Source organism: Sphingobacterium ginsenosidimutans, assembly GCF_039536865.1.
GTDB classification, from domain to species: domain Bacteria; phylum Bacteroidota; class Bacteroidia; order Sphingobacteriales; family Sphingobacteriaceae; genus Sphingobacterium; species Sphingobacterium detergens.
On record NZ_BAAAZK010000002.1, the window covers coordinates 770242 to 795084 of the forward strand.

Genomic DNA, 24843 nt, shown 5'->3' on the forward strand with positions numbered 1-24843 from the left:
TCTATTTATTTGTTAAGCGTTTTATTCTCAGGATAAGCTCGTTTGGACTGAATGGTTTAACCATAAAATCTGAAGCCCCAAGGTCAAAGGCCTCAACAACCACTTCCTCCTGCCCCATGCTTGACAGCACAATGACCGGAATTTTCTTTCCAATACGTTTTATCGCGGAAAGAATTTCAATCCCCGACGCAAATGGCATCATAATATCGGTCACGACCAGATCAAAATCTGATTCTCCGATCTTTTCGATCGCTTCCTGACCATTTCTGGTCAAAACAACTTCGTGTCCTTCTTTTACTAATTTGTGTTCTACGGTGCGTAAAATTAACTCGTCGTCTTCGGCAATTAAAATCAACATGCTCCTATTTATTTAAAATTTTTGTAATCAAATCCAGTCCGATTTCCATTTCTGCTTCGATAGCAGTAAATGCTTTTGACAAATCGGTATCGAAGGAAATACTAGTTTCCAGCTCTTTTGTTAGTTGAGCCAGCTTAATAAGTCCAGCAGTTGATGAAGTTCCCTTCAATTTATGCAATAGCTCCTTGATACGCTTCAGATCATTTTCTTTTTTTGCATCTGCAATCTGCGCCCTCGATGCTGTAATTTCTTTGATGACCAAGTCGAGGAAAAAGGATAAAAATGCGGGGTCATCACCCGCCTGTTCATTCAAACGCTGCAGATCCAAATGGGTTGCCAAATCTGCAGCCTCGATCTCCGATTGTTGAGAAGAATCCATCGATAACATTGCTTGCTGCAAGGCATTAAACAAATCCTGTTGTCGAATAGGTTTAGCTAAAAAGTCAGACATTCCAGCAGCTAAACAGCGCTCTTTTTCACCCGAAACATTCCCGGCAGTGATACCGATAATAGGTGTATCTTGATATTGTTTCATTTGACGGATCTGTTTTGTAGCTTCGATACCATCAACTTCCGGCATTTGCACATCGAGCAGGATAAGATCAAAATTCACTTCCTCACATGCTCGAATTGCCTCGGCTCCATTTGACACCTCTGTCAAAATTGCATCTGGCATAATACTGGCCATCATTCTTAAATTCAATGCCATGTTGACCGCATTATCATCTGCCAACAAAACCTGAATACCTTTACCATAGACATCCGTAGGTAGGGATAGATTTACTTTTGCCTGTCCAGCCTCTTCTTTATTTTGTTGGATAGCCCTGCGCAAGGTTTGATACAGTTCATCCGATTTAATCGGCTTCAGTAGACAAAACGAGCGTTCTTCCTGTCTAAACGCTGAAATTACTTCGTGCTCCTCAGAAGATGTATGTAATACAATCAACGGAATCCCCTCTCCCTGTTGCCGAAACAGTTCCTTAATCTTTTCAATGGTTTCAAGTCCCGATAAAATAGGCATATGATAATCCATCAAGATCACATCGAATCGCTCTCCTTTCATCAGCAATTGCAATGCCTCCATACCATTTTCCGCCAATACAGACTCAACCTGTTTATAAGCCAGCATGTGTTGTAGGATAACCCGATTGTTGGCATTATCATCCACCACAAGTACCCTATTTAAGGGTAGAGTGCCATCTTCCTGCTCCATCATTTCGCAGGATACCTCAATATCAAAGTAGAACGTCGATCCTTTTCCCAGTTGGCTGGTCAAATTCAACTTGCTCCCCATATATTTTAACAAATTATTGGAGATGGTCAGTCCAAGCCCGGTTCCACCATACCGTTTGCTGACAGAACTGTCTTCCTGCGTAAAAGCATCAAAAATACGTTGCTGTTTTTCCTCAGGAATTCCGATTCCTGTATCGCGCACTTCAAAACGTAGGCTTAACTTGTCGCTATTATGATGAAGCTGACTTATTTTAAACTCGATCTCCCCTTTTTCGGTAAACTTAACCGCATTGCCCAGTAAATTAATAAGGACTTGTTTAATACGGGCTTCATCAACCCATATAAAAGCAGGTAATCCTTGCTCGATATTCAAAAGCAATTCAACTTCTTTTCGCTGAGCTTGGTATAATACCACATTGATCACCTGATTTGCGATATCGTATACATTATATTTATCGACAAAAAGTTCCAGTTTTCCAGACTCAATCTTCGAAAAGTCCAGAATGTCGTTGATGATATTTAATAAACTGTTCCCAGATTCATTAATATAGCCCAAATATTGCATTTGCGTATCATTCAGCGGAGTTTTCAATAATAAATCTGAGAACCCGATCACACCATTTAGTGGTGTCCGGATTTCGTGACTCATATTGGCTAAGAATTCCGATTTGGCTTTACTTGCCAAATCCGCCATTTTTTTTGCATGTTTTAATTCCTCATTTATTTGGACGGATTCCGTGATATTTTGCGTGAAAATGATAATCCCACCGATGCTGCCATCGGTTAGATGCCATGGCCGTACTTCCCAGTTGAAGTGCTGCGGCTCGGCTATTCCGCCGACCTGAATCACCTCATCTATATTCTTATAGGGGATTCCCTCCAATGCATCCTGATAGATTTTTTTCCGTTGGTACGGAATATCCGGAAAAAGTTCAAACAGGTTCTTATTAAGTAATTGACTTTCATCTTTATGAAAGTCTTCAATCCATTGATTGCTGAGCGATACATAATTGAAATCTCGGTCAAACATCGCCACCGATGCAGGCACATAATTTACAAAGGCACGTAACATGGATTCTTTACGTTCCAATTCGAGATACAGGGATTTACTCTTATCAATATCCTGGATAATACCAAATACCCGTTTACAGACATCATTTTCAAATTCAGGAATCCCTTTTACCCTAACCCAGATTGTTTCTCCATTCTGTTTTAACAGGCGCAATTCGGTATCATAAGGTTTTCTGCTACGGATCGATTCTTCGAATATATGTCGTAGCGCTATTTGGCTTTCGGGCTCATAAAAACCAATGGCATGTTCAAAATCCGGCGTAAAATTTGGATCAACACCGTGAATCAATTTTGTTGAGTCGGACCAATAAACTTTATTTTCTGCGAGGTTTACTTCCCATCCGCCGACCTGAGCCACAGCATTGGTCTGTTCGAGGATCTGTTTGGTATGCAGCAAATCGTTCTCCAGGCGCATGCGATCGGTCATATTCAATGCTGTACTGACCACATAGGGCTTCCCTTCTTCATCCAATTCGACCATATTATGATAAAGCCAGGAAATATTTTCACCATCTTTTGTTTGCAGGACCATCATGGCCGAATCCTCTTTATTTAGCGCGATACGTTTTAGGTAGTCCTCCACCAATCCCACATGATGTGGTGGGACCAATTTCTTTAGGTTAAGCGATTTGACTTCCTGCTGTTCATATTTAAGCACCGCCCGTCCTTTTTCATTGACAGCCAAAATATTACCATCCATATCATGCATGCTCATCAAGCCAATCGCATTTTCAAAAAAACTACGGAAACGACGCTCCGAATTTTCCAGCTTCAGTTTTTCCTGACGTTCCTTTGTGACATTCCGGCCAAAGGCTAGAATTTCATGATTGATGGCATCGTATTTAAAATGCCATTCGATTATGACCTCACTGCCATCTGTTACAAATGTCGATGATGTGGATTGAATCCCATAATCTGCATCCACGATCTGTTTTAAATCGGAGGCCAATGTGTTTGTATCATCTTGCAATAAACTAAACAGGGACTTCCCCATACTATCTGATCTTGAGATCCCTAATACGCTGGTAAAAGCAGGATTGACATCTTTGATCTGACAACTTTCATCTAATACACAAATGACATTATTTGTCAATTGAAAGATTTCGGAGAAATATCCAGCCTGTCGCTTTCTTTTCTTTCCAAGGAGAATCTTAGTCACTCCTATTCCCAACTCTTCCAATAAATGTCGTTGCTTGTCAGAAAGTGACTTTGGTTGAAAATCTATCACACAAATGGTTCCTAATACATCGCCATCCTCATCCATCAGTGGTACTCCCGCATAAAAACGAATATTGCCTTCCCGAATCAGGGGATTGGAGGATGAGCGCGGATCTTCAAAAGTATCCTCTATGACAAGCAGTTCCTTACTTAGGATCGTATATTGGCAAACTGTATTTTTTCTTTCGACCGTATCCAGTTCCATGCCTACACAACTTTGTATGCGTTGCGTTTGCTCTTCCATCATGGCTATCAAAGCGGCGGGACAGTCGGTAATCAGGCAAGCCGCCTGCGCAAATACATCCAATTCAGGGTCTTTCCCTAAGCCCATTAACTCATAGGATTTTAATTTCTCAATCCTTCGCCATTCATTTTCAGGGAAATTTTGGTTTGCCATATACTACTGTTCGTTATTTCTGGTCTATTATGCCTGTGAAGTTAATAAAAACATTGTTTAACACATAACCAATAAGGAAATATCATTGAATTACGCTAATTTAAACAACAATGATCATCCTAAATTGTTGGTTTGGATTGCAGAAAATCTGCTAAAAACAACTGTAAACTGCTATTAAAAATTCTTAATAATTAATTTTCTAAAAATATCAATCCATTTCACCTGTCTGACTTTTTTTCCTCCTATATGAACTTCAGATAGAAAGACAAGACCTGTATAAAGACAAGAGGCCTACTATTTCTAGCAGACCTCTTGTATTCAAAAAATAATAGGCTTAAAACAGCTTCTCAATACTTTGCTCAGCGTAACCGGCACTGGCTGTCATTCCTTTACCACCAATTCCGGTGCGCACGTGAATACGTGGGCTGATATCAACCTCAAGAATATGATCTTTATGCTGTGAATAGAATCCCGACCAGGAAGAGGCAATCCAATCTTTCTGCATCGGAATAATACGGTTGGCTTCGGCAATCATGAGTTCATTAATATAGGTATCAACCGAAAAACCCAATTCATCTAATCGATTGCCAGCCGCATATTCATGGGAATCTCCGACAATAATACTACCGTCAGTAGCCTGTTTAAATAAAATATGTATTCCATATTTTCGCAATTCATTATAATGCTCAGGTACAGGAATAGCGCCAAATGAAGGGCAGTATTCTTCAAAACTTTCATAACGGCGAATCGTCAATCCCGTCAGGATATTTCCCGGCAACTGGATCTGATGCAAGGGCTTCGTACGCATCATTTGCAGTTTACTGATTTCTAAACCACTATCATCAAACAAAGAGCGGTAAAGGATCTTAAATTCGTAACCATTACAAATAATAATTTTCGCTCCCTCGAATACATCCAGACTACTTGTTGTTAAACGTGCCAGTGCATTGCCATCTTCACAAGCGATGACTGTTGTGTCATATTTAAGCGTATAATTTTCAAATTTTGCTTGCATAAAAACATGCAGCTGACGAATCATTGTTTCGGGCTCTGCACTCAGTTCCTGCTCAAAAACAATAGCCTCTTTGACGTAATCGGCATTCATGGCAGGATATTTTGCCAGAACTTGTTCTTGGGACCAGAGCGCATGAGCATAACCTTTCGTCTGATAATGTGCTGAAAGTTCATGAATAACCTGTACCTCGTCGGCATCAGAAGCGATATAGATACTACCATTATTCCGGATGGAAATATCCATCTCCTGTTGAATGGATTGATATATTTCCAATCCCCTTACACCATAATCAAACCATTCCCCGGCCATTCCTGATGGAACAACCTGACCAAAGTTGCGCACTGTAGATCCTACAGGAAAATTATCTTTTTCAAGCTGGAGAACACGCAATCCTTTTTTTAATGCGTGATAGGCATGAAAAGTTCCCAGGATACCCCCGCCTACAACAATTAAATCGTATGTATTTGTTTTCATTCTTTAAAAATATTAGCGTTAACTTATTTGTACTTCGCCACTGGATGCCTGCCAGGGCTGAACCAATTCACCACCTTTCTTTGATTTCATCTGCTCTTTCTTGCGGACGAAATAAACGAGCGAAAAGATCGCCAGAATAGCGCCTATAATGGAGGCAAGATAGACCAGCTGGATAAAATAGGCGCCCCAGGTGACTGAATTTGGCAAAAATTCTTTATTCATTAAAATCAAAAAGCTCCCTAAATAACCAACGGAGTCCGCCATATACATGACAAAACCGATATTACTTTTCATGCGATAGGTGGCGATCATCCGTTCAAAAAAAATGGCATTATAGGGAATATAGGCCATGTAAAGTCCCAAACCGACCAACAACATCCAACTGAGACCTCCGATCCAGTGCATGGTAAATAAATAGGTGGAAATCCCAGCCGTAAGAAACCCCAAAATAATCATATAATGAATCAGTTTAAATGCTTTCAGATTGTCTTTTACCATTATCAGGCAGCCTATTAAAATTAAGACAATTAATGCTATCGTTCCATCAACTTTGGCAAAAATTCCGGCGCCTTTGAGATGCAGCATTTGCCAGATTTCTATCTCGAAATTATCCCTTACATCACGTAGGATCGTCAACATCGTATAGATGATAATGGTCAAAATAATGCCCGGCATAAATACTTTAAAAAAATGTTTGCGCATCGTTGCATCCATTGCCACACGTTCGGTCCTCAAACATTTATCTTGTGCTGTTGGTCCCGGCGCATTTTCGAGGATCCAGACACACAGCACAAAGGGTAAGAAAAAAAGCATTCCTGTCAAAAAAGGCATCCAAAACTCATCAACCTGAAATGTAGCCATTAACCAACGACCGACAGTCTTGATAAAACCGGAGGCAAAAATTAGACTCACAGACATCACCGCCCCCATGATTTCTGTATACCGACGTCCTTCGAGGTAACTGAACACCAAGCCCCAGACCATTCCCAGCGGAAAACCATTGATAAAAAGAAAAATGACATTCCATGGTTTAGGCACAAGCGCAAAAGCCAACAAACCGGCCCATGAAATACAGATCAATGCGATCAGGTAACGCCCTCTATGACGCTGCTTGCTTTCAGAGATAAATTTAATTCCGTAGAATTTTGAAACCAAATAACCCAACATCTGAATAATAACCATACAGACTTTATAATCTATGCCTAAAATAGATTCATTGGCAAAAGCCGAAGCGGTAAATGATTTCCGGAATGAATACATACTTGTATAACATAAAAATGCTGTAATAGCCAGTAGTATGGCCACCGAACGCTCATCTAATCCCGCTATACGTCTTTTTATTCGCTGGTTCAAATCCATGATTTAGAATTGTTGACGGACCTCATTGTCCGCAATCAAAAGTAAATTCTGGAAATTAACACAACACTAAACTTTTGTTAAGTATTTATAAACAAATATAAATAATCGAACCGATATTTTGGGGTAGAAAAAAAGCATCATTGAAATAGTCAATGATGCTTTTATGATGCTCCGATAGAATTCTGTTAGCGTTTGTTCTCAAAAAAGTAAACAATTAGCATAAGGGCTTTTTCCTTTCCTACATTGCGTGGTGTATGCGACAATCGTCCATTAAAGAAAATAGAATCACCTTCTTCCAGTCTAATCGTTTGGTCCTGGAATACATATTCCACCTGTCCACTGATAATATATTTATATTCATAAGCTTCTGTTTCCACCATTGGGCGCTGCGCATCAGGAAGTAATTCCAGAAGCACAATATCCATGGTAGAACTATCCATTGCGGAAGTATAAATACGTTTATAGTTAAATCCAACAGCATGCTCTTTTTCAAAGGCTGTATAGCTATCTTTTTTTCGAACAACTACAGGACCTGCATCGAGGTCGGAATTAAAGTCTTTGAAAAATTCATTCAGGTCGACATCCAGCGCGTTAATAATATTAATCAGCACCAGCAATGAAGGTATTGTCCGATTATTCTCAATCTGTGATATCAGGCCCTTACTTACGCCAGCTTTATCAGCCACTTCCTGTATCGTTATCCCCTTCTCCTTGCGGATTTCCTTTATTTTATAACTTATCTTAAATATTGTATTATCTTCCATAATTGGGGTCAAAAATAAACATTATTTTCCCGGTCGGTATGTTAAGTTTTTGTCACTTAATTCATCTATTGATTACCATTGAATCGCTAATCCATCTTAAATAGCAAACACTATAGTAACGCTATATTAATAGGTGGTAACCACAGTCCGGTTATTGATAAACCTTAACCCAGTCCACCCGCATTTCGACAGGTAATTGTTTCTGATCTACTTTTCCTACCCAGCTACCGCCTAGCTGTTGGTCTATCAACAGGTAAAAAGGTTGATCATAAGGCCACTGGGATGCATCAACACCACTTATTCGCGGATAAGTGAATGTATCTTCGCCATTGAGCTGAAATACAATTCGATCTGGATACCAGCTGATGCCATAGACATTATACGCTCCGGAGGTGACTTTTGCTGTCCCCGAATGCTTAGGATTATCCTTTTGTCCCAAATTCAGCGTATAATGCGAATGAGTTGTCTGATAAATAATATCATCAAAATTGAGGTGTTCCATGATATCAATTTCACCATTTCGAGGGTATTGACCATATTTATCCAACTCCGCCAGCATCCACATTGCTGGCCAGGCTCCTTGAGCACTCCCTAATTTCGCTCTTATTTCAATACGCCCATATTGGAAGGCAAATTTCCCCTTACTCCATATTCCTCCGGTCAGGAAGGGTCTTTCGTCCTTCTTCCGATCTGTATTATTGATACCTTTCAGAATCAATTCCCCTTTTTCCCAACCAAAACAGGCATCATCCAAACTCATGTGCCGGTTCCAGTCTGCTCCACCAGCGGGAATCCGGGTCCACTTGGTCGTATCCAAATTGGGTGAATTAAAATTCTCCTCCCACACGAGTTTCCATTTCTTCGTTTCTCGTCCCGGATTCTGTAGGTATACCTGTGGATTTTCCTTTGGATTGTGATGAACACTACAAGCTGATATAAGGATATAAAACAGGCCTGCGCCTAAAATTCGCTTCATTTAGATTAATTATTTTCTATCTTCAATACAAAACTACCCAATTTATTGATAGCGTATTAAATATAAGGCCTTTTTTAAAAAGGAACTAGCATTAATATAAAAAACAGTCTTGATTAAAACATCGGATGCCCATTTGCAGACTCTTTTGGTACATCTTGCTGTGCATCCCAATGTTCAACAATCTTTCCATTTTCCAACCGGAAAATATCTATTGTAGAGGTGAGACTCCCATCAGGGTTTTTATTCTTAACATGGATAAATACAAGGTCACCGTCTGAAGCAATACGTTGCACGTCTACCTTGGTTTTTGGCTGCCCTTCAAACCACTTTGCCGCTGCGGCTTTAAATGCTGCTGCACCATCTGCTACTTCGGGATTATGCTGGATATATTCCGGCGCAATATATTTGTCCACTGCCGACAGATCCTTGTCACCGAACATCTGCTGATAGAAGTCCAATACGATCCGCTTATTCTCTTTATTGACCTCAAGCTGGGTCTGATCCTTTTCTCCGGGCTTATTATGCTGGCTTTTTTGTTGGCATCCGGTAAATAAGAGACATATTAGAGCCGCCAGTATAGTAAAATTTATATTTTTTTTCATTGTTTTCAAACCGTTATTTAGTGCAAAAAAGAACTTATCACTCACGCTCCTCTCTTTTAGGAGATAATAGGTAAACAACATTTAGCCGCAGTATTTTGTTTTAAACAGCAACCTTTATGAACGGTTAAAAATAAAAAAGATGGCATGATAATTGAAAATATTCCGATAGTATAATATTCAGAAATATACATTTCATAAATTTAGGTTAATAATTGGTTAGGTTAGAAACACCTGAAGTCCCCAACTTCAGGTGTTTTTTTTTGAATTGTCTGTTTTCTATTGATCAGAAAGAACCTTCAGTTGATTTTCATGGCTGTTGGTGCTTATAAAGAGCATGAAGGTTTTGTTTAAAGACCGCCCCTTTTTAAAAGTTACCAACAAACTAAAACAAAAAGTTCATTTCCTGTTTTTATTAATCTAGTTCAATGATTTTTTTTCTCAGCTGCCGTAATTTTACATCAGTTAAGAAAATAAAAAACAACAACCATGGACAATAACATATTAGGACTGCATCATATTACAGCGATAGCTGATAACGCAAAACGGAATCTCGATTTTTACACCGGTGTACTAGGGCTTCGCTTGGTAAAGAAAACCGTCAATTTTGACGACCCAGGTACCTATCATTTTTACTTCGGTAATGAGCAGGGAGATCCGGGCACTATACTGACCTTTTTCCCTTGGGAAGGTATTGGTAAAGGTAGACAGGGCGCTGGTATGGCTACCCATATCGGTTACGCTGTTCCTGAAGGAAGCCTGGACTTCTGGAAAAATAGGTTAAAAGAACATCAGGTGGCTTTTCAGGAAGACGAAATTTTTGGTGAGAAATTGATTTCATTCACAGATCCTGACGGATTACAAATCCAATTTATTGAGCCTTCGACCAAGGATAATAGAAGTGTATGGACTACAGCGGAAATAAAGGACGAAAACGCATTAAAGGGTTTTCATAATATTACACTTTCTCTGAAGGAAGCTGACCCCACATTACGGGTTTTGACAGATATCTTGGGCTACACTGTACAAGGACAAGAAAACGGACGTTATAGATTGTCTACGGACAGTATCGGGACCGCAAATATTGTAGACATTCTTGCAGACCCCAATTTATCCTTCGGTCGCAATGCCGCTGGCACTAATCATCATGTTGCCTTTCGTGTAAAAGATGATAATATCCTGATGGACTACCGCGAAAAAGTACTTTCGGCAGGCTTGGATATTACACCGAAGATTAATCGGGACTACTTCTTCTCCCTTTACTTCCGTGAGCCGGGCGGTGTTTTGTTTGAGATCGCAACAGACAATCCCGGATTTACCATCGACGAACCTTTGGAAAGCTTGGGGACAGACCTCAAGTTGCCAAAACAATACGAGAACCACCGGTCAGAAATCGAAGCGTCATTACCAAAAATAGATTAGGATCAAAGTAAGTAATATTAATACAGTAAAACTATGGAAAGAACAGAAATTGTACTGGATAAGAATCAGCGTGGCGAACTTCAATTGTTCTCCGATGAAACAAAAGCTGGCTTAATGAGCATAGCCATTATCGATGGCAAACTGGTTGTTTACCACACAGAGGTCGACGAAGCCTTTGAAGGCAGAGGATTCGCAAAAATACTGTTGGAAAAACTGGTCTCCTATGCTCGGGAAAATACCATGAAGATTGTCCCACTATGTCCATATGTAAATGCGCAATTCCATCGTCATCCCGACATATATGACGATGTATGGTTTAAGAAAACAGTATAGGAAAAACTATAATGAGTCACTCAAGTAATATTAAAACAGCTGGACACAGTTTAGAAAATACAGAAAAGGCACTGATTATGATTCATGGCCGCGGCGGGAATGCAACGGATATCTTGAGCACGTCTGCTTATCTGAATGTGGGGGATTACGCACTACTTGCACCGCAAGCCGACAATTACACCTGGTATCCACATTCATTTATGGCGCCTGAGCAAAGTAATGAACCTTGGTTAAGTTCGGCAATTCAAGTCATTGAAAATACGGTACAACTTGCTTTGGATAAGGGGATCAAGACTGAAAACATCTATTTCTTCGGATTCTCTCAAGGAGCTTGCCTGACACTTGAATTTCTGGCACAACATGCCAAACGTTATGGAGGCGCTGTTGCCATTATTGGCGGACTTATTGGCGAAGAGATAGATTTAAGCAAGTATAGCGGAGATTTTAGGCAAACACCGATATTTATCGGTACAAGTGATCCCGATTTTCATGTTCCACTGGAACGCGTCAATGCGACGGTGAAAATGTTGAAAGCACAAAATGCGGATGTTAAACTAGCTGTTTATCCAAATTTCGGTCATTCAATTAATCAGGAAGAGATTACGATTGCCAACCAGTTTGTCTTTCGTTAGGCGTCCGCAAAAGCTGCACAAGCAACAGTAGGCCATCAGTCAGCCCTTTGACGGAAAAGCTATGTATATGCTGACTTTGAGCTGCGTTAATTTTAACGGTTCAAAGTCAGCATATTTTTTTTGAAGTCATCAGCTCCCGATTGGTTGCGGCCTCGATAGCAGGTCTTGCCAGCCGCTATCAAACCTTGGGGTACTTATACCCATTATGATATACTGATGCTAAGTATTTATTTGCCTTTTCGTCATTAAAACGTTGTTTTTCTTTATCCCAGTAGAGCTTCTGCCCAGTTCTATAGGCAATATTCCCCATCTGCGAAAAAATAGCAATATGCGCACCGGCTTCAAGCGGGGCATGCAGCAGCTGTGGATTTTTTTGTCGAATAGCATCTACGAAGTTTGCCATATGTTTCTCCAGTCCATTGTCAACGGATGGTCGCAATGCAACGGCCTCCATCCTTCCCTTCTCGGGTATGACTTCCCAACCGTTACGGTTTAAGACTAAGGTTCCATTATTTCCAATAAAGGCAACACCATGGTTACGGCTGTAAGGTCCTAAATCTATTCCTTTGGCATGTTCCCACTGGATATTGAAGTTGTCAAACTCGTAAACTGCAGTCATGGTATCCGGTGTTTCCCCAGCATCATCCGGGAAGGCAAATTTTCCACCCGAAGCCATAATGGATTTCGGATCGGAGACTTTCATGCCCAGCAGAGCATAATCGAGCATATGTACGCCCCAATCTGTCATCAGACCGCCTGCATAATCCCAAAACCACCTGAAATTAAAATGAAAATGATTGATATTAAAAGGTCTTTTTGTGGCCGGCCCCAACCAGTCCATGTAATGGACCCCCGCAGGAATAGGTTCGTCAGGTTGAATAGGAATACTATTTTTCCAGCCCAGGTACGACCAAGCCTTGACCAAACGTATTTTCCCGAGCTTACCCGAATGTACAAAATCAATGGCATCTTTAAAATGCTGTTGGCTCCGCTGCCATTGCCCTACCTGAACAACAGCATTACTTTTCTTTGCTGCCGCCAGCATCAGCTGACATTCCTGAATAGAATTCCCGATAGGTTTTTCGATATAAACGTGCTTACCTGCCTTCACGGCATCGATCATCTGTAGACAATGCCAATGATCAGGCGTTCCGATAATCAAGGCATCCACATCCGAACTGCTCAACATCTTTTTATAGTCAACATAGCTGGCCACCTTGATATTTCTTTCCTGAAGTTCTTTCACCCTTTTGTTCAATATATTCTCGTCGACATCACAAAGTGCGGTACAGATTACCCCTTGTTGCTTTAACAAAGCATTCAGGTCAGACCAGCCCATCCCATTGACCCCGATTACACCTACTCGAATTGGCTGTGTAAATAAACTGGATGCCTGGCTTTTGCCTATGAACGATGCTGCGGCTAAAATACTGGAAGTCCGGATAAAGTCTTTTCTATTCATCATTATGTTGGTTTATATGCTCTTGGTTTAAGTTCTCGATGAAAATACAAAATTCAATTTAAGCCCTTACCAAAATCATTGTAAAATATATATCGACATTAAAACTAATAAAGATAACCGCCCTAGTAGAAAATCTCCAGGTGAAAGATGACAGAATAAGTTTGTTTCCACCCGTTCATGTTTTTTATTGGCTCTTGGCGATATGCATCCAGATGCATCTGTTACAGAACCCTATTAAAGGCAGTTCACTAACTGACTTTCAAGGCAATAGAAAAACAGGTCCTACACCCTTTGAAGGTTGATTATCATTAATTAAATGTTAAGAAGGAAAAAAAACTTTGTTATTTCAACGAAAAATAAAAGATTAATCATTTATTATCCCTACCTTGCAGGACTTAATTAAAAATAATGAATACAGGTAAAATTAAATTTTTCAATGAAACTAAAGGTTTTGGTTTTATTACACCAGAGGATGGTAGCGCAGACGTTTTCGTACACGTTTCTGCTCTTAAGAACCAAGTATCTGAAGGCGACGTTGTAACTTATGATGTAGAAAGAACTCCAAAAGGAATCAACGCTACAAACGTAAAATTGGCGTAATCCAAAAAATACACTTTCTTGTTAATGGGGTAATTCATAATGATTTATCCCATTTCTTTTTCGTATTCTTCCCTTGTTATTTTCAATACACTTATTCATATTCAGGCGACACAACAATGCCCCTAATCAATCATTGAATAGGATTGAGACAACATAAAGGGTTTTAGTTTAAGCTTATTTTCCTAGTTATATTTTAATGGAATTCAAACAACTCAATTTAATTTCTCCTCTTCTCAAAGCAATCTCAGAAACAGGATATACAACCCCTACTGCAATCCAACAAAAAGCGATCCCCGTTATATTAAGCGGTCAGGATCTTATCGGATGTGCACAAACGGGTACCGGAAAGACGGCAGCCTTTGCTTTACCTTTACTACAGCGTTTGTCTGAGCACAATGCACATGGTAAAACAATGCCTATCCGCGCTTTAATCCTCACACCAACACGTGAACTTGCCATACAGATCGGTGAGAATATCAATTTATATCGCAAACATCTTAAACTAAATTATTGCACCATTTTTGGCGGCGTCAATCAAGACAGACAGGTCAAAGAAATAAAAAAAGGTGTGGATATTTTAGTTGCTACACCAGGTCGTCTATTGGATCTGATGAATCAGAAGTTGGTTTTTCTGGATAAAATTGAAGTCTTGATCCTTGATGAGGCTGACAATATGCTCGACATGGGTTTTATCCACGATATCAAAAAGATCTTGGCAAAAGTACCGGAGAAAAGACAGACCCTGTTTTTCTCAGCAACGATGCCGCCCAATATTCGCAAATTTGCGCATGGTATACTCCACAAACCTGTTGAAGTAGACGTAACTCCAGTGAGTTCAACTGCTGAAAAAGTAAATCAATCGGTTTATTTTATAGAGAAAAAAGAGAAAATAAAACTACTCACAAACCTGCTTAAGCAATTTAAGCAAGACCGTACGATTGTATTTTCCCGTACAAAACATGGGGCGGATAAAATTGTCAAATTATTGGCAAAGAATGGCCTTCGTGCTGCTGCAATTCACGGTAATAAATCACAAAATGCACGACAAAAAGCATTGGGTGAATTTAAAGAAAATCGGCTGAAAATTCTGATCGCTACTGATATTGCCGCACGCGGAATAGATATTGAACAGTTACCTATGGTCATCAATTACGACCTACCGAATGTACCGGAAACCTACGTACACCGCATCGGTCGGACAGGTAGAGCGGGGTTAGAAGGTAATGCCATCTCTTTCTGTGATGTCGAAGAAAGACCTTATTTAAGTGATATTGAAAAATTGATCGGATTAAAAATCAAAGTGAATAAGGTCGGGAAATAACTTCCAGCTTTATTATATACAAAACGCGCCGCAACTATTTAGTTGCGGCGCGTTTTGTATATAATCTTTTATTTTTTTCGGTCTGCAAGCAGCAAAGTGGATGGTGTAAGATGGAGCCAGTCCATCTTTTTATTGACAATTTTATGCCAGCAAGGCAAACTAATAAGCATCAGATCTTGTTGCGTCCACAAGTCAACATCAAGATTCTTCTCCTCCAAGATCGTCAAATGATTGGGCACAAGTTGCTCCAACTGTCTTAATTTCTCCCGAAAGCTTTCATGGGTACGTAGGATCTGATCAAAATCCCATACCATCACCTGCGCATCCGAATGGTGAATTAATCGCTGTACAAGTGCGCATAGGAATTCATCGTTTTTCAATAGGATCGGAACAATAACACGACGTGCTTTGACAAAGTTTTTGTCAATCAAAATTCCCACCATCGCATTGACTTTGGCATTGATCTGTTGATTTCGGTCAAAGGTAGCAAACGGTGATTCGGCGTTTGTGACCGTATGAAACAATTTCTCCGGATTAATAATGCGCGAGGTGAAATCCAAAAAGCGTCCCAAAAGACTACCTTCATAGATGGATTCACTGACACCCAACAAGAGCAGATCCTGACTTTGCTCATTTGAGGTCTGCACAATTTCACTGTCAATGTCACTGGAAATTTTGAAAATCGTCTGAATAGGTTGTTCCAAATCCTGTGCAACTTGCTTTATTTCCCGAAAACTATCCTGCTCCTGCGTTTCTACTTCATAATGATGGAGCTCATTGGACGGTTCGATATGCAATGCTGTAATTTCCGCCGTATTTTTTGATTTTAATGTAAGCGCATCTGCGAGATGAAGCAATGAAATCCCAGTATTGCTTTTGGCAAATGACAGGAGAATTTTAAATTTCGATTTATTCTGGATTTCTTCCTGTAACGAGCGTTTCTTGGGTCGGTATAGATAATTAATCAAATCCAACGAAGGACCGGTCATAAAGGTCGTGATCAATGCCATCACAACCATCATAGAGAATAACTCAGCACTTAATACACCAAGATCGTAACCGATATTCAATACAATCAGTTCCATCAGTCCTCTGGTATTCATCAATGCACCTATGCTCAAACTATCCTTCCAGCTCTGTCCGACAAAGCGGGCGGCCAATGCACTACCGGCAAACTTTCCAATTACGGCGACCAAAATAATCACGATGGTGATCATCCATAGTTGTGGATCATTCAATAGACCGATCTGTGTACGCAATCCTGTATACACGAAAAATAACGGTAATAACAATAAGGTGGATACATCTTCGATTTTTTCGATAAATGCTGTACGGAAACGGCTGCTTTCGGGCATAATCGCTCCGGCCATAAAAGCACCAAACAGCGCATGTATACCGATTACTTCGGTTGCGTAAGCAGACAATAAAAGGACAATAAAAAATATCGCAACAACAGGTTTATTCAGTCCCTCACGCGTCCCCTTCACCTCCCCTACGCGCATCAAAAAGGGACGTACAATTTTGATCATCAGCAGCACATAAGCAATAGCAAGCGCGATCGTATATAAAGCACTTGCAAAATCGCCGGCCTTCACGATCGCAATCACCACAGCCAAAATACACCAGGCAGTAATATCATCGGCAGCGGCGCAGGTAATGGCCATCGACCCAAGTTTACTTTTTTGTAGTCCGCGCTCCTGTACGATCCTTGCCAGGACCGGAAAAGCAGTAATGCTCATCGAAATACCGATAAACAAGCTATAGGACAAAAACTCCACATTCGCCGGTGGATGGTACAGGTATAAAAAGTAAGCTAAGGAAATTCCCAATGTAAACGGTATAACGATACTCGCATGTGAAATCACCACAGCATCATGTGCTTTATTTCGCAGCACATTGAGATCAAGTTCCATTCCGATAATAAACATAAACAGGATTAAGCCGATCTGGCTCAGAAACTGTAGGTTGCTCAGGGATTCAACGGGAAATAGTGTATGGGAGAATTCAGGGAAATAAAGCCCCAATAAGGAAGGCCCCAATATAATACCGGCAAGCATTTCACCGATCACAACAGGTTGTTTAATCTTGATGCATATCCAGCCCATTATCCGGGCAGCAATAATGATCGTCACAATCTGTGCGAGCAATATTGCCAATGGATGCTGAAGACTATGTAATAAAGTCGATTTAAAATCCTGCCAGGCCCCCTGACTTATCTTTTCACCATGGAGCATCTCCTGGCTTTGCAATTGTGCTCCCAAATGGATCACCCAGTACATCACCACGAGCAGCGTACCAATTAACGTCACATAAAAAATCGTATTCTTGTATTTCTTCATCTTTTTCGCTTTAAATAATATCAGGTGATAACAGCATGTAAAAGTCTATCCCAAAGTCGTCAATGCATCAATTTTGGGAAGAGAACTACAACAAAAATAGAATTCTACAGGAGTTTTAAACCTTACCGGGAAGGAAGAACAGGAAAATATGTAATGAACCCCGCGAATTTTGTAATCAAGCGAATTTTTCGAGGAATGATTTTTTATAAGAATCTCCTAAGCTAAAAAGAATAGCTGCATCCTGCTCATCGACCAGACTGCTGGTGATCACATCAGCTGAAAAGAATTTCACAATTTTCAGGGCGATAATTTCCTTTTTGTTGATACGGATAAAATCCTGTTCCGGCAACAGCGAGAGTAACCTATCGAAGCTGATATTTTTCAATAAAATAGTGGATCCATCCCCAAGGAATACGGTCTTGTCGCGACTATCTACTTCCGCAATCTGGACATAGCTGATCTGACTGAAGTAAAGGATTGCCTTCCCCTTATTGGTATTGAATTGAGCAAAAGGAGAAGACTCAGTTGATCGGCTATTGATGACCTGCTCTACTTTCAATACCGCTTGCTGTAGACGTGACAGCGATATTGGCTTACGCATGTAATCCACCGCATTGATATCAAAAGCATCGCTGGCATACTGTTTATAGGCAGTGGAGAAAACAATGGGATAGTCTCCCAGTTCCTTAGCAACATCAAAGCCATTAAACTGAGGCATTTCAATATCCAAAATACAGAAATCAAAGTTTAGACTTTTATACTCCTTAAGTAAAACGGCAGGATCATTAAATGCTTTAACCACCTCCAGACCGGGAATTTGTTCACAGAGCATCTTCAAAAACCGCAAACTCGGCAGTTCATCATCCAGTAAAATGCATTTCAGGTTTTTTTCAATTCTCATACAATCGGATCTGAAGGTAGGCGTTATAGACATCATTTTCTACAAAACGTTTTAATTCATGCCTATCTGGATAATAGAGCATCAGCCGTTCCTCCAACGTCTTACTGCCTATTCCACCTTTGGTTTTATACAAGGGTGAGCGCTTCGATATTTTATTGCTGACAGTCAATTCCAGCAGACCATTGCGAAAGCTAAGTACAATCGAAATAAAGGAGTCGGGATGGTGAAAATCAGCATGCTTAAACGCATTTTCGATGAGGTCTACAGTCATCAATGGTACCAGTGAAGGACGTTCCAATAATGATTCATTCAATTCATCAATATCAAATTTAACCCGCATATCAAACAAGGGGCTCAACTTAACCTTATTGACTTCAATTAAATTACGGGCAAACTCGATCTCTGCTTTTGGGGAGACCAGTTCCTCTTCACTTTCATATAATACATAATCCAATACCATAGCCAGCTTATCCATTGTATAGTAGGTTTGATAAGCATGGGAAAGGATACCATTGAGCGAATTTTTCAGCAAATGTGGGTTTAATCGATTGCGATGCACATGATCCATCTGCTCATTATCCATTCGTTTAAAAAGTTCCTGATGCCGTCGCTCTTCCACCCTGAGCTTTTTGTATTTCTGTATTAATAATATATACAAAATCAACAGGACAACGACTGCTACAAGCAGCAATATGATCATTATATTGGAAAGTTCAGTAGTCATGATTCCACTCAAACTTAATTAAAATTTTATTAGTAACGAAAAATGAAACAGGATCTAAATGATCTTCCTGCTATTTAACTGCTGGCTTCTTTCACGCAAGTTCTACTTAAATCCGTTAAGAAGATTCCCTTATAATACAAAACTTGGTTAAACCCACCTTTCCGACGACAATACCGCTCAAAACACAGGGCAAAAAATGCTATTTATTAACTATAAAATTTGCAGGTATTGATTACAAAAATTAACAGTTTCATTACAATTTAGTCACTTCAAACTATTAATTTCAGATTATTCTTCTTATATTGAGAGTATTGTAATTAGCCGATCAAATGATTGTCTACGCTATTTTGGTTAAACCTGCCTGATTTGTTCTAATCGGGCCTAATATGAAACACGATGGAAAAGCTCATTTTCGAAACTAATGCACAACATCCCAGTCTTGTAGACAAGATCAAACAAGCTGTTGAAAAATTAAATGGTATCCATGAATGGAAAATAGATCTGGATTCTATTTACAACCTGTTAACCATTGAAGGCATCCGACTCAATCCGACAGAGATCGAGTCTGAACTTGCACTTCATGGCGTTGAGGCAAGTCGCCTTTATGAGGAATAACCTCAATCAATGTTCTGGCACATTGTCATCAACCAAAGAATAGACTTTGTCCAGATAAGTACTTACTTTAAAATAAATACTTATCTGGACAAAGCATTATAGTTTTTTTATAATCATTCCCGAAGCACCACCACCACCGTTGCAAATTGCAGCAAGTCCGATTGTCCCGCCTTCCTGTTGTAAAATGCTCGTTAAGGTAACGACTATTCTCGCTCCGGAACAACCCAATGGATGACCCAGGGAAACTGCCCCGCCATAGATATTCACCTTACGCATTGGAATATCCAGAATTTTAGCGTTTGCAAGTGCAACAACAGAGAAAGCTTCATTAAATTCAAAATAATCAATATCATCTTTCGTTAGTCCAGCCTTTTTCAAAACCTTTTCCGTTACTATAGCGGGACTTGTCGTAAACCATTCTGGCGCTTGTTCTGCATCAGCATAGGCTATGATTTCAGCCAATGGTTGCAATCCCAGTTCTTTCACTTTCTCAGCACTCATTAATAATACCGCAGCCGCCCCATCGCTTAATGTGGATGCATTCGCGGCAGTTACTGTTCCATCTTTCTTAAATGCAGGTTTTAATTCGGGGATCTTATCAAAATTGACCTGTGAAAACTCCTCATCCCTGGAGATTATCTGCTCACCCTTGCGTCCTTGGATAGCGACAGGACTGACCTCCTTGATAAATTTATTCTTCTGCCAAGCCTCCAGGCTCCGCTTATAGGAATTAATCGCATACTCATCCTGTTCGGCCCGGCCGATACCATATTTCTCAGCACATAATTCAGCAAAACTGCCCATTGGTTCATTTGAATAGGCATCACTTAAACCGTCCCGTTGCAAACCATCAACGAAACTCTGGCCTCCGAACTTGGCACCCCAGCGCATTGTATTCGCATAATAAGGGACTTTACTCATATTTTCCATACCTCCGGCAATGACCACATCGGCATCCCCCAACAAAATAGATTGCGCGGCAAAAGCAATGGCTTTCATTCCACTGGCACAGACTTTATTTACTGTAGTCGCTGTTACCTGATCAGGTAAGCCGGCAAGCCGTGCAACCTGACGGGCGGGAGCTTGCCCCAAATCAGCCTGCAGAACGCTACCGATCAGAATTTCATCGACTTGGTCTGCAGCAATCCCAGTCTCATCCAATACAGCACGGACAGCATGAGCCCCCAGCGCTGTCGCCGCAACCGATGATAATCCACCTCCAAAACTTCCTATTGGCGTACGCTTTGCCGCAACGATAAATACACTTTTTGACATGTTATTCTGTTTATAATTGTTTTTTCTTGAATTCAATAGACTTGCGACCCGATTCAACTGAGGATTCATCAGCCAAAACTGGTATCATTCCTTTCCTAAAGATAAAAAATATAACACAAACAAGCGAACCCTCTTATTTTATTTTTTAGGCCAAAACAAAATAAATAGAAAAAAAACAGAGCAAAAAGTTCCCTACATAATCTATTTGACAAAAAATAAACAATAAATATTTGCAGAAAAGCCAACGCTTTTCGCTAAATTCGGTTAGACATTCCGCTCTTTTTAACAAGAGCGATGTTATGCCAAGATAAAGCAAGAGACAAATCGTTTTCAGTCCGCAATCATGTAACTGAAACCAATAACCAAAAGTAAAATAAACAATTATGCAGGCACGCAAACTCACAGCCGAACATCAGATTTTTCGCGAAACCATTCGGGCATTTATTCACAAAGAAATTATCCCGCATGTAGATCAATGGGAACAACAGGGTGAAATAGATCGAAGCATTTGGAAGAAAATGGGTGACATGGGTTTTATGGGACTCAACTACCCGGAAGAATATGGTGGTCTGGACCTGGATTTTTACTATTCGATGATTTTGTGCGAGGAACTATCCTATTGTTTTTCGGGAGGATTCACGATATCTGCTCTGGTCACCCAATACATGTCAGCTCCTTATCTATTGAAATATGCATCTGAAGAACTCAAGCAACATTACCTTAGACCAGTGATCGCCGGTGATATGGTGAGTGCTGTTGCTATTACCGAACCTGGGGCGGGGTCTGATGTCAAACAGATCAAAACAACTGCCGTCCGATCGGGCGACCACTATATTGTCAATGGCTCCAAAACATTTATCACCAATGGCTACTACGGCGACTTTTTTATTACTGCTGTTAAAACCGATCCGGAAAAAGGAACAAAAGGCATCAGCCTGTTACTGATAGAAAGACATGCTGAAGGTGTTTCGGCAAATAAACTCAACAAATTAGGCTGGCATGCCTCGGATACTGCTGAATTGGGTTTCGATCAGGTTAAAGTCCCTGTTTCCAATCTGATTGGAAAGGAAGGTGATGGCTTTCTTTATTTAATGGCCGGATTGCAATTGGAGCGTTTGACTGCCGCCATACATAGTCTGGCTACAGCGGATTCCGCATTACAGTACACCCTGGAATATATTGGTCAGCGGGAGGCATTCGGCAAAAAGATCCAGGAGTTTCAGACGATTCGTCACCGCATTGCCCAGATGGCTGCCGATATCGCAACGACAAGGGCTTTTGTCTATCAGTGCTGCGATCTCCAAAATCAAGGTGAATATGCTGTTCAGGATTGTTCCATAGCCAAACTGCAAGCCAGCGAGCTTGCGGTACAGGTCGTGAGCCAATGTCTTCAGTTATTTGGGGGCTATGGATTCACCGAAGATTACAAAATCGCCCGCCTATATCGGGATGTACGGGTCGGGACAATCATTGGCGGAACATCCGAGATTATGCTGGAAATCATTGCCAAGATGACGATTGACAAGGTCAACTATCAATCAAACAAACCCAGCCTAACATAAACATTTTCAATATTAAAAGCAGTTCAGCATAATGAATTATCAGGTACACCCATTTTTTCATATCGAACAGGACAATCAACATATTGTCACCATAAAACCATTGGCAGATGCAGCAACCGAGGAGTCAACAGTCCGTGATCGTATACAAGAGTTTGTCGACCTGGTGGCTAGTGTACTAAATGAAAAAGAAGTCCGCGGATTGATCTATACCTGTCCGCTAAATAACAAGCAGACCGATTACATCCGATTATTTGATCAGGTTTCCAATGGTCAACTCGATCCCGAGATCATACAGAAAACCACATGGAAGGCATTGCAATGGAAGACCTTGGGCAAACCTATTGTATCGATCTTGGATAGCAACTGCACGGGCATCGGTTTAGCAACGATGCTATGGTCAGACTACCGTATTGCAGGTCCACAGGTAAAACTGGGCTTCCCAGAGAGTAAATTCGGCCTATTTACTGGCTTTGCGACAACCATTACCTTAGCTCAACTTGTAGGTTCTACTGCGGCGTTGAACCTGTTGACCCAAGCGAAACTCACCTCAAACAAAGAAGCTCTTGAACTGGGTTTAGTGAATGAGGTAACAACAGATCGCGAGCAGAGCCTAGTGCTGGCAAAGAACTGGATTCTTGAAAATTCAAAAACCAGTATTTCCACCCCTGGCCCAACAGCAGTCTCCGCCGAATTTGAAGAAGCTTGCGCTGCTGTTTTAAAGAAAACAAGAGGATTGTTACCGGGCACCAATGCTGTTGTACAATTATTAAAAACGAATCAATTGCTGTCTTTAACAGAAGCTGTGGAGGCCGAGGCAAAGCTATACCATAAGGTATTAAGTGCCCCCGAGCCGCTGCACATGGTTAGGACATTGTATGAAGGCATGCTACAGGCACAACATCCTGACCGCATCAAATCACTTGGCACCTATGCAATCAAAAAAATAGGAATTCTGGGTGCAGGTATGATGGGATCCGGCATCGCCTATGAAGCCGCCAGAGCAGGCATTTCCGTTGTTTTAAAAGATGTGAACAGGACTCAGGCGGAGCAGGGAAAAGCTTATTCTGCCAAACTTTGTGATAAATTACTTGCACAGGGACAGATAAGTAGCTTACAACAACAGACGCTTTTAGCCAATATTCAACCCAGTGACCAAGTTGCTGATCTTGTCGATGCTGACCTTATTATTGAAGCGGTATTTGAAGACCTGGAGTTAAAAGCCGAAGTAACCCGACAAAGCCTTCCCTATCTTGCCGAAAATGGTTTTTTCGCATCCAATACAACGTCATTGCCCATTACAACTTTGGCTGCTGCAATGGATCTGCCAGAACGTTTTATCGGCATGCATTTCTTCTCCCCTGTAGATCGCATGCCATTGGTCGAAATTATCTGCGGCACGCAAACCGATCAGGTAACATTACAAAAAGCGATTGCAACCGCTTTGCGCCTCGGTAAAATTCCCATTGTCGTACATGATGGCCCCGGGTTCTTTACATCCCGTATTTTCTTCAACTACTTACTGGAGGCCATCACCATGTTGCTGGAAGGTATTCCGGCAAGTCAGATTGAAGACGAAGCAATACAGGCCGGATTTGCTGTTGGTCCATTAGCGGTACTCGACGAAATTTCATTAGAGTTGATGCTGCATGTCTACGATCAGTTTCCAGCATTGCATAACAGTCAGCGACGTGCGTATGCCCATTTAAGCAAAATGATTAAAAATGGCAGAAAAGGTAGAAAATCCGGCCATGGATTCTATGATTATGATACAGCTTCCCGAACGAAAACAGTCTGGCAGAACCCCGCACTACCTACATCAGGAGAATCCCCTTCCTCCGAAATAATACAAAAGAGGCTCCTTCATGTCATGGCCCTTGATAGCTACCGCTGTCTCGAAGAAGGTGTATTGGAACAACCCATTGATGGGGATATCGGCTCCATCCTCGGCGTAGGCTATGCAGCACATACCGGGGGTGTATTTGGACATATCGACCTTACAGGCCTTCCTATCTTTGTACAGGAATGTCAGTCATTTCTACACCTGGGTGAACAATGGGAAGTCCCTCGTTCGTTAATAGAACGTGCTGACAGGAATTTTAAATTTTATACAGGTTTTGATTCAAATTGGCCAGGAAAGAAATCCTAAATTGAAAAAGTTATAAGTTAGCCAGGAAACAAATGTGTATCTGACAG

20 protein-coding genes are annotated in these 24843 nt (G+C 40.8%); 8 read left to right on the forward strand and 12 right to left on the reverse strand.

Going from position 1 to position 24843, the window contains the following annotated elements:
• Window position 1: 1 nt before the first annotated feature.
• The 7 genes from ABFX33_RS03055 to ABFX33_RS03085 all read right to left on the reverse strand — a co-directional run bounded on the left by ABFX33_RS03055 (window position 2) and on the right by ABFX33_RS03085 (window position 9467).
• Window positions 2-358: a response regulator transcription factor gene (locus tag ABFX33_RS03055; protein ID WP_120258120.1), complete on the reverse strand. Its 357-nt coding sequence runs from the start codon at window positions 356-358 to the stop codon at window positions 2-4.
• A gap of 4 nt (window positions 359-362) precedes the next feature.
• Entirely contained in the window at window positions 363-4277 is a 3915-nt protein-coding gene (locus tag ABFX33_RS03060; RefSeq protein WP_346084223.1) for a response regulator, read from the reverse strand.
• Window positions 4278-4611: 334 nt separating this feature from the next.
• Window positions 4612-5766, reverse strand: coding sequence for a TIGR03364 family FAD-dependent oxidoreductase (locus ABFX33_RS03065; protein ID WP_346084224.1), 1155 nt, complete (start codon window positions 5764-5766; stop codon window positions 4612-4614).
• A gap of 18 nt (window positions 5767-5784) precedes the next feature.
• Window positions 5785-7125 (reverse strand): DUF5690 family protein, encoded by a 1341-nt coding sequence (locus tag ABFX33_RS03070; RefSeq protein WP_346084225.1) that lies wholly within the window; start codon window positions 7123-7125, stop codon window positions 5785-5787.
• Window positions 7126-7310: 185 nt separating this feature from the next.
• Window positions 7311-7889: a helix-turn-helix domain-containing protein gene (locus tag ABFX33_RS03075; protein ID WP_259178541.1), complete on the reverse strand. Its 579-nt coding sequence runs from the start codon at window positions 7887-7889 to the stop codon at window positions 7311-7313.
• 151 nt (window positions 7890-8040) lie between these two features.
• Window positions 8041-8865 (reverse strand): glycoside hydrolase family 16 protein, encoded by an 825-nt coding sequence (locus ABFX33_RS03080; protein ID WP_346084226.1) that lies wholly within the window; start codon window positions 8863-8865, stop codon window positions 8041-8043.
• 113 nt (window positions 8866-8978) lie between these two features.
• Entirely contained in the window at window positions 8979-9467 is a 489-nt protein-coding gene (locus tag ABFX33_RS03085) for a nuclear transport factor 2 family protein (RefSeq protein WP_346084228.1), read from the reverse strand.
• Window positions 9468-9953: 486 nt separating this feature from the next.
• On the opposite strand from ABFX33_RS03085, the gene ABFX33_RS03090 reads away from it, so the two are divergent.
• The 3 genes from ABFX33_RS03090 to ABFX33_RS03100 are packed head-to-tail and all read left to right on the forward strand — an operon-like array spanning window position 9954 to window position 11851.
• Entirely contained in the window at window positions 9954-10886 is a 933-nt protein-coding gene (locus ABFX33_RS03090) for a ring-cleaving dioxygenase (RefSeq protein WP_346084230.1), read from the forward strand.
• A gap of 33 nt (window positions 10887-10919) precedes the next feature.
• The gene (locus ABFX33_RS03095) at window positions 10920-11219 is read left to right on the forward strand and encodes a GNAT family N-acetyltransferase (protein WP_120258127.1); all 300 of its coding nucleotides are present in this window, start codon (window positions 10920-10922) and stop codon (window positions 11217-11219) included.
• 11 nt (window positions 11220-11230) lie between these two features.
• Window positions 11231-11851 carry an alpha/beta hydrolase gene (locus ABFX33_RS03100; RefSeq protein ID WP_346084231.1) on the forward strand — a complete coding sequence of 207 codons (621 nt, stop codon included), beginning with the start codon at window positions 11231-11233 and terminating at the stop codon, window positions 11849-11851.
• Window positions 11852-12029: 178 nt separating this feature from the next.
• Here ABFX33_RS03100 and ABFX33_RS03105 read toward each other — a convergent pair whose 3' ends face one another.
• The gene (locus ABFX33_RS03105; RefSeq protein ID WP_346084232.1) at window positions 12030-13316 is read right to left on the reverse strand and encodes a Gfo/Idh/MocA family protein; all 1287 of its coding nucleotides are present in this window, start codon (window positions 13314-13316) and stop codon (window positions 12030-12032) included.
• A gap of 405 nt (window positions 13317-13721) precedes the next feature.
• Here ABFX33_RS03105 and ABFX33_RS03110 point away from each other — a divergent pair, with 405 nt between their 5' ends.
• Both ABFX33_RS03110 and ABFX33_RS03115 read left to right on the forward strand, forming a co-directional pair.
• Complete coding sequence (locus ABFX33_RS03110; RefSeq protein ID WP_077434921.1) at window positions 13722-13913, forward strand: cold-shock protein; 192 nt, start codon at window positions 13722-13724, stop codon at window positions 13911-13913.
• Between the two features lie 196 nt (window positions 13914-14109).
• The gene (locus ABFX33_RS03115; protein ID WP_120258130.1) at window positions 14110-15234 is read left to right on the forward strand and encodes a DEAD/DEAH box helicase; all 1125 of its coding nucleotides are present in this window, start codon (window positions 14110-14112) and stop codon (window positions 15232-15234) included.
• Window positions 15235-15302: 68 nt separating this feature from the next.
• Here ABFX33_RS03115 and ABFX33_RS03120 read toward each other — a convergent pair whose 3' ends face one another.
• The 3 genes from ABFX33_RS03120 to ABFX33_RS03130 form a co-directional block, all read right to left on the reverse strand.
• Complete coding sequence (locus ABFX33_RS03120; RefSeq protein ID WP_346084233.1) at window positions 15303-17573, reverse strand: cation:proton antiporter; 2271 nt, start codon at window positions 17571-17573, stop codon at window positions 15303-15305.
• Between the two features lie 175 nt (window positions 17574-17748).
• The gene (locus ABFX33_RS03125; RefSeq protein ID WP_346084235.1) at window positions 17749-18474 is read right to left on the reverse strand and encodes a LytR/AlgR family response regulator transcription factor; all 726 of its coding nucleotides are present in this window, start codon (window positions 18472-18474) and stop codon (window positions 17749-17751) included.
• Complete coding sequence (locus ABFX33_RS03130; protein ID WP_346084236.1) at window positions 18464-19198, reverse strand: histidine kinase; 735 nt, start codon at window positions 19196-19198, stop codon at window positions 18464-18466. Before ABFX33_RS03130 ends, ABFX33_RS03125 begins: the two co-directional genes overlap by 11 nt.
• Before the next feature lie 396 nt (window positions 19199-19594).
• Here ABFX33_RS03130 and ABFX33_RS03135 point away from each other — a divergent pair, with 396 nt between their 5' ends.
• The gene (locus ABFX33_RS03135; RefSeq protein WP_046672939.1) at window positions 19595-19813 is read left to right on the forward strand and encodes a hypothetical protein; all 219 of its coding nucleotides are present in this window, start codon (window positions 19595-19597) and stop codon (window positions 19811-19813) included.
• Window positions 19814-19909: 96 nt separating this feature from the next.
• Here ABFX33_RS03135 and ABFX33_RS03140 read toward each other — a convergent pair whose 3' ends face one another.
• Window positions 19910-21088, reverse strand: coding sequence for a thiolase family protein (locus tag ABFX33_RS03140; protein ID WP_346084238.1), 1179 nt, complete (start codon window positions 21086-21088; stop codon window positions 19910-19912).
• A gap of 383 nt (window positions 21089-21471) precedes the next feature.
• On the opposite strand from ABFX33_RS03140, the gene ABFX33_RS03145 reads away from it, so the two are divergent.
• Both ABFX33_RS03145 and ABFX33_RS03150 read left to right on the forward strand, forming a co-directional pair.
• Window positions 21472-22650 carry an acyl-CoA dehydrogenase family protein gene (locus ABFX33_RS03145; protein WP_346084240.1) on the forward strand — a complete coding sequence of 393 codons (1179 nt, stop codon included), beginning with the start codon at window positions 21472-21474 and terminating at the stop codon, window positions 22648-22650.
• 31 nt (window positions 22651-22681) lie between these two features.
• Window positions 22682-24796: a 3-hydroxyacyl-CoA dehydrogenase NAD-binding domain-containing protein gene (locus ABFX33_RS03150; RefSeq protein ID WP_346084241.1), complete on the forward strand. Its 2115-nt coding sequence runs from the start codon at window positions 22682-22684 to the stop codon at window positions 24794-24796.
• Window positions 24797-24843 lie beyond the last annotated feature (47 nt).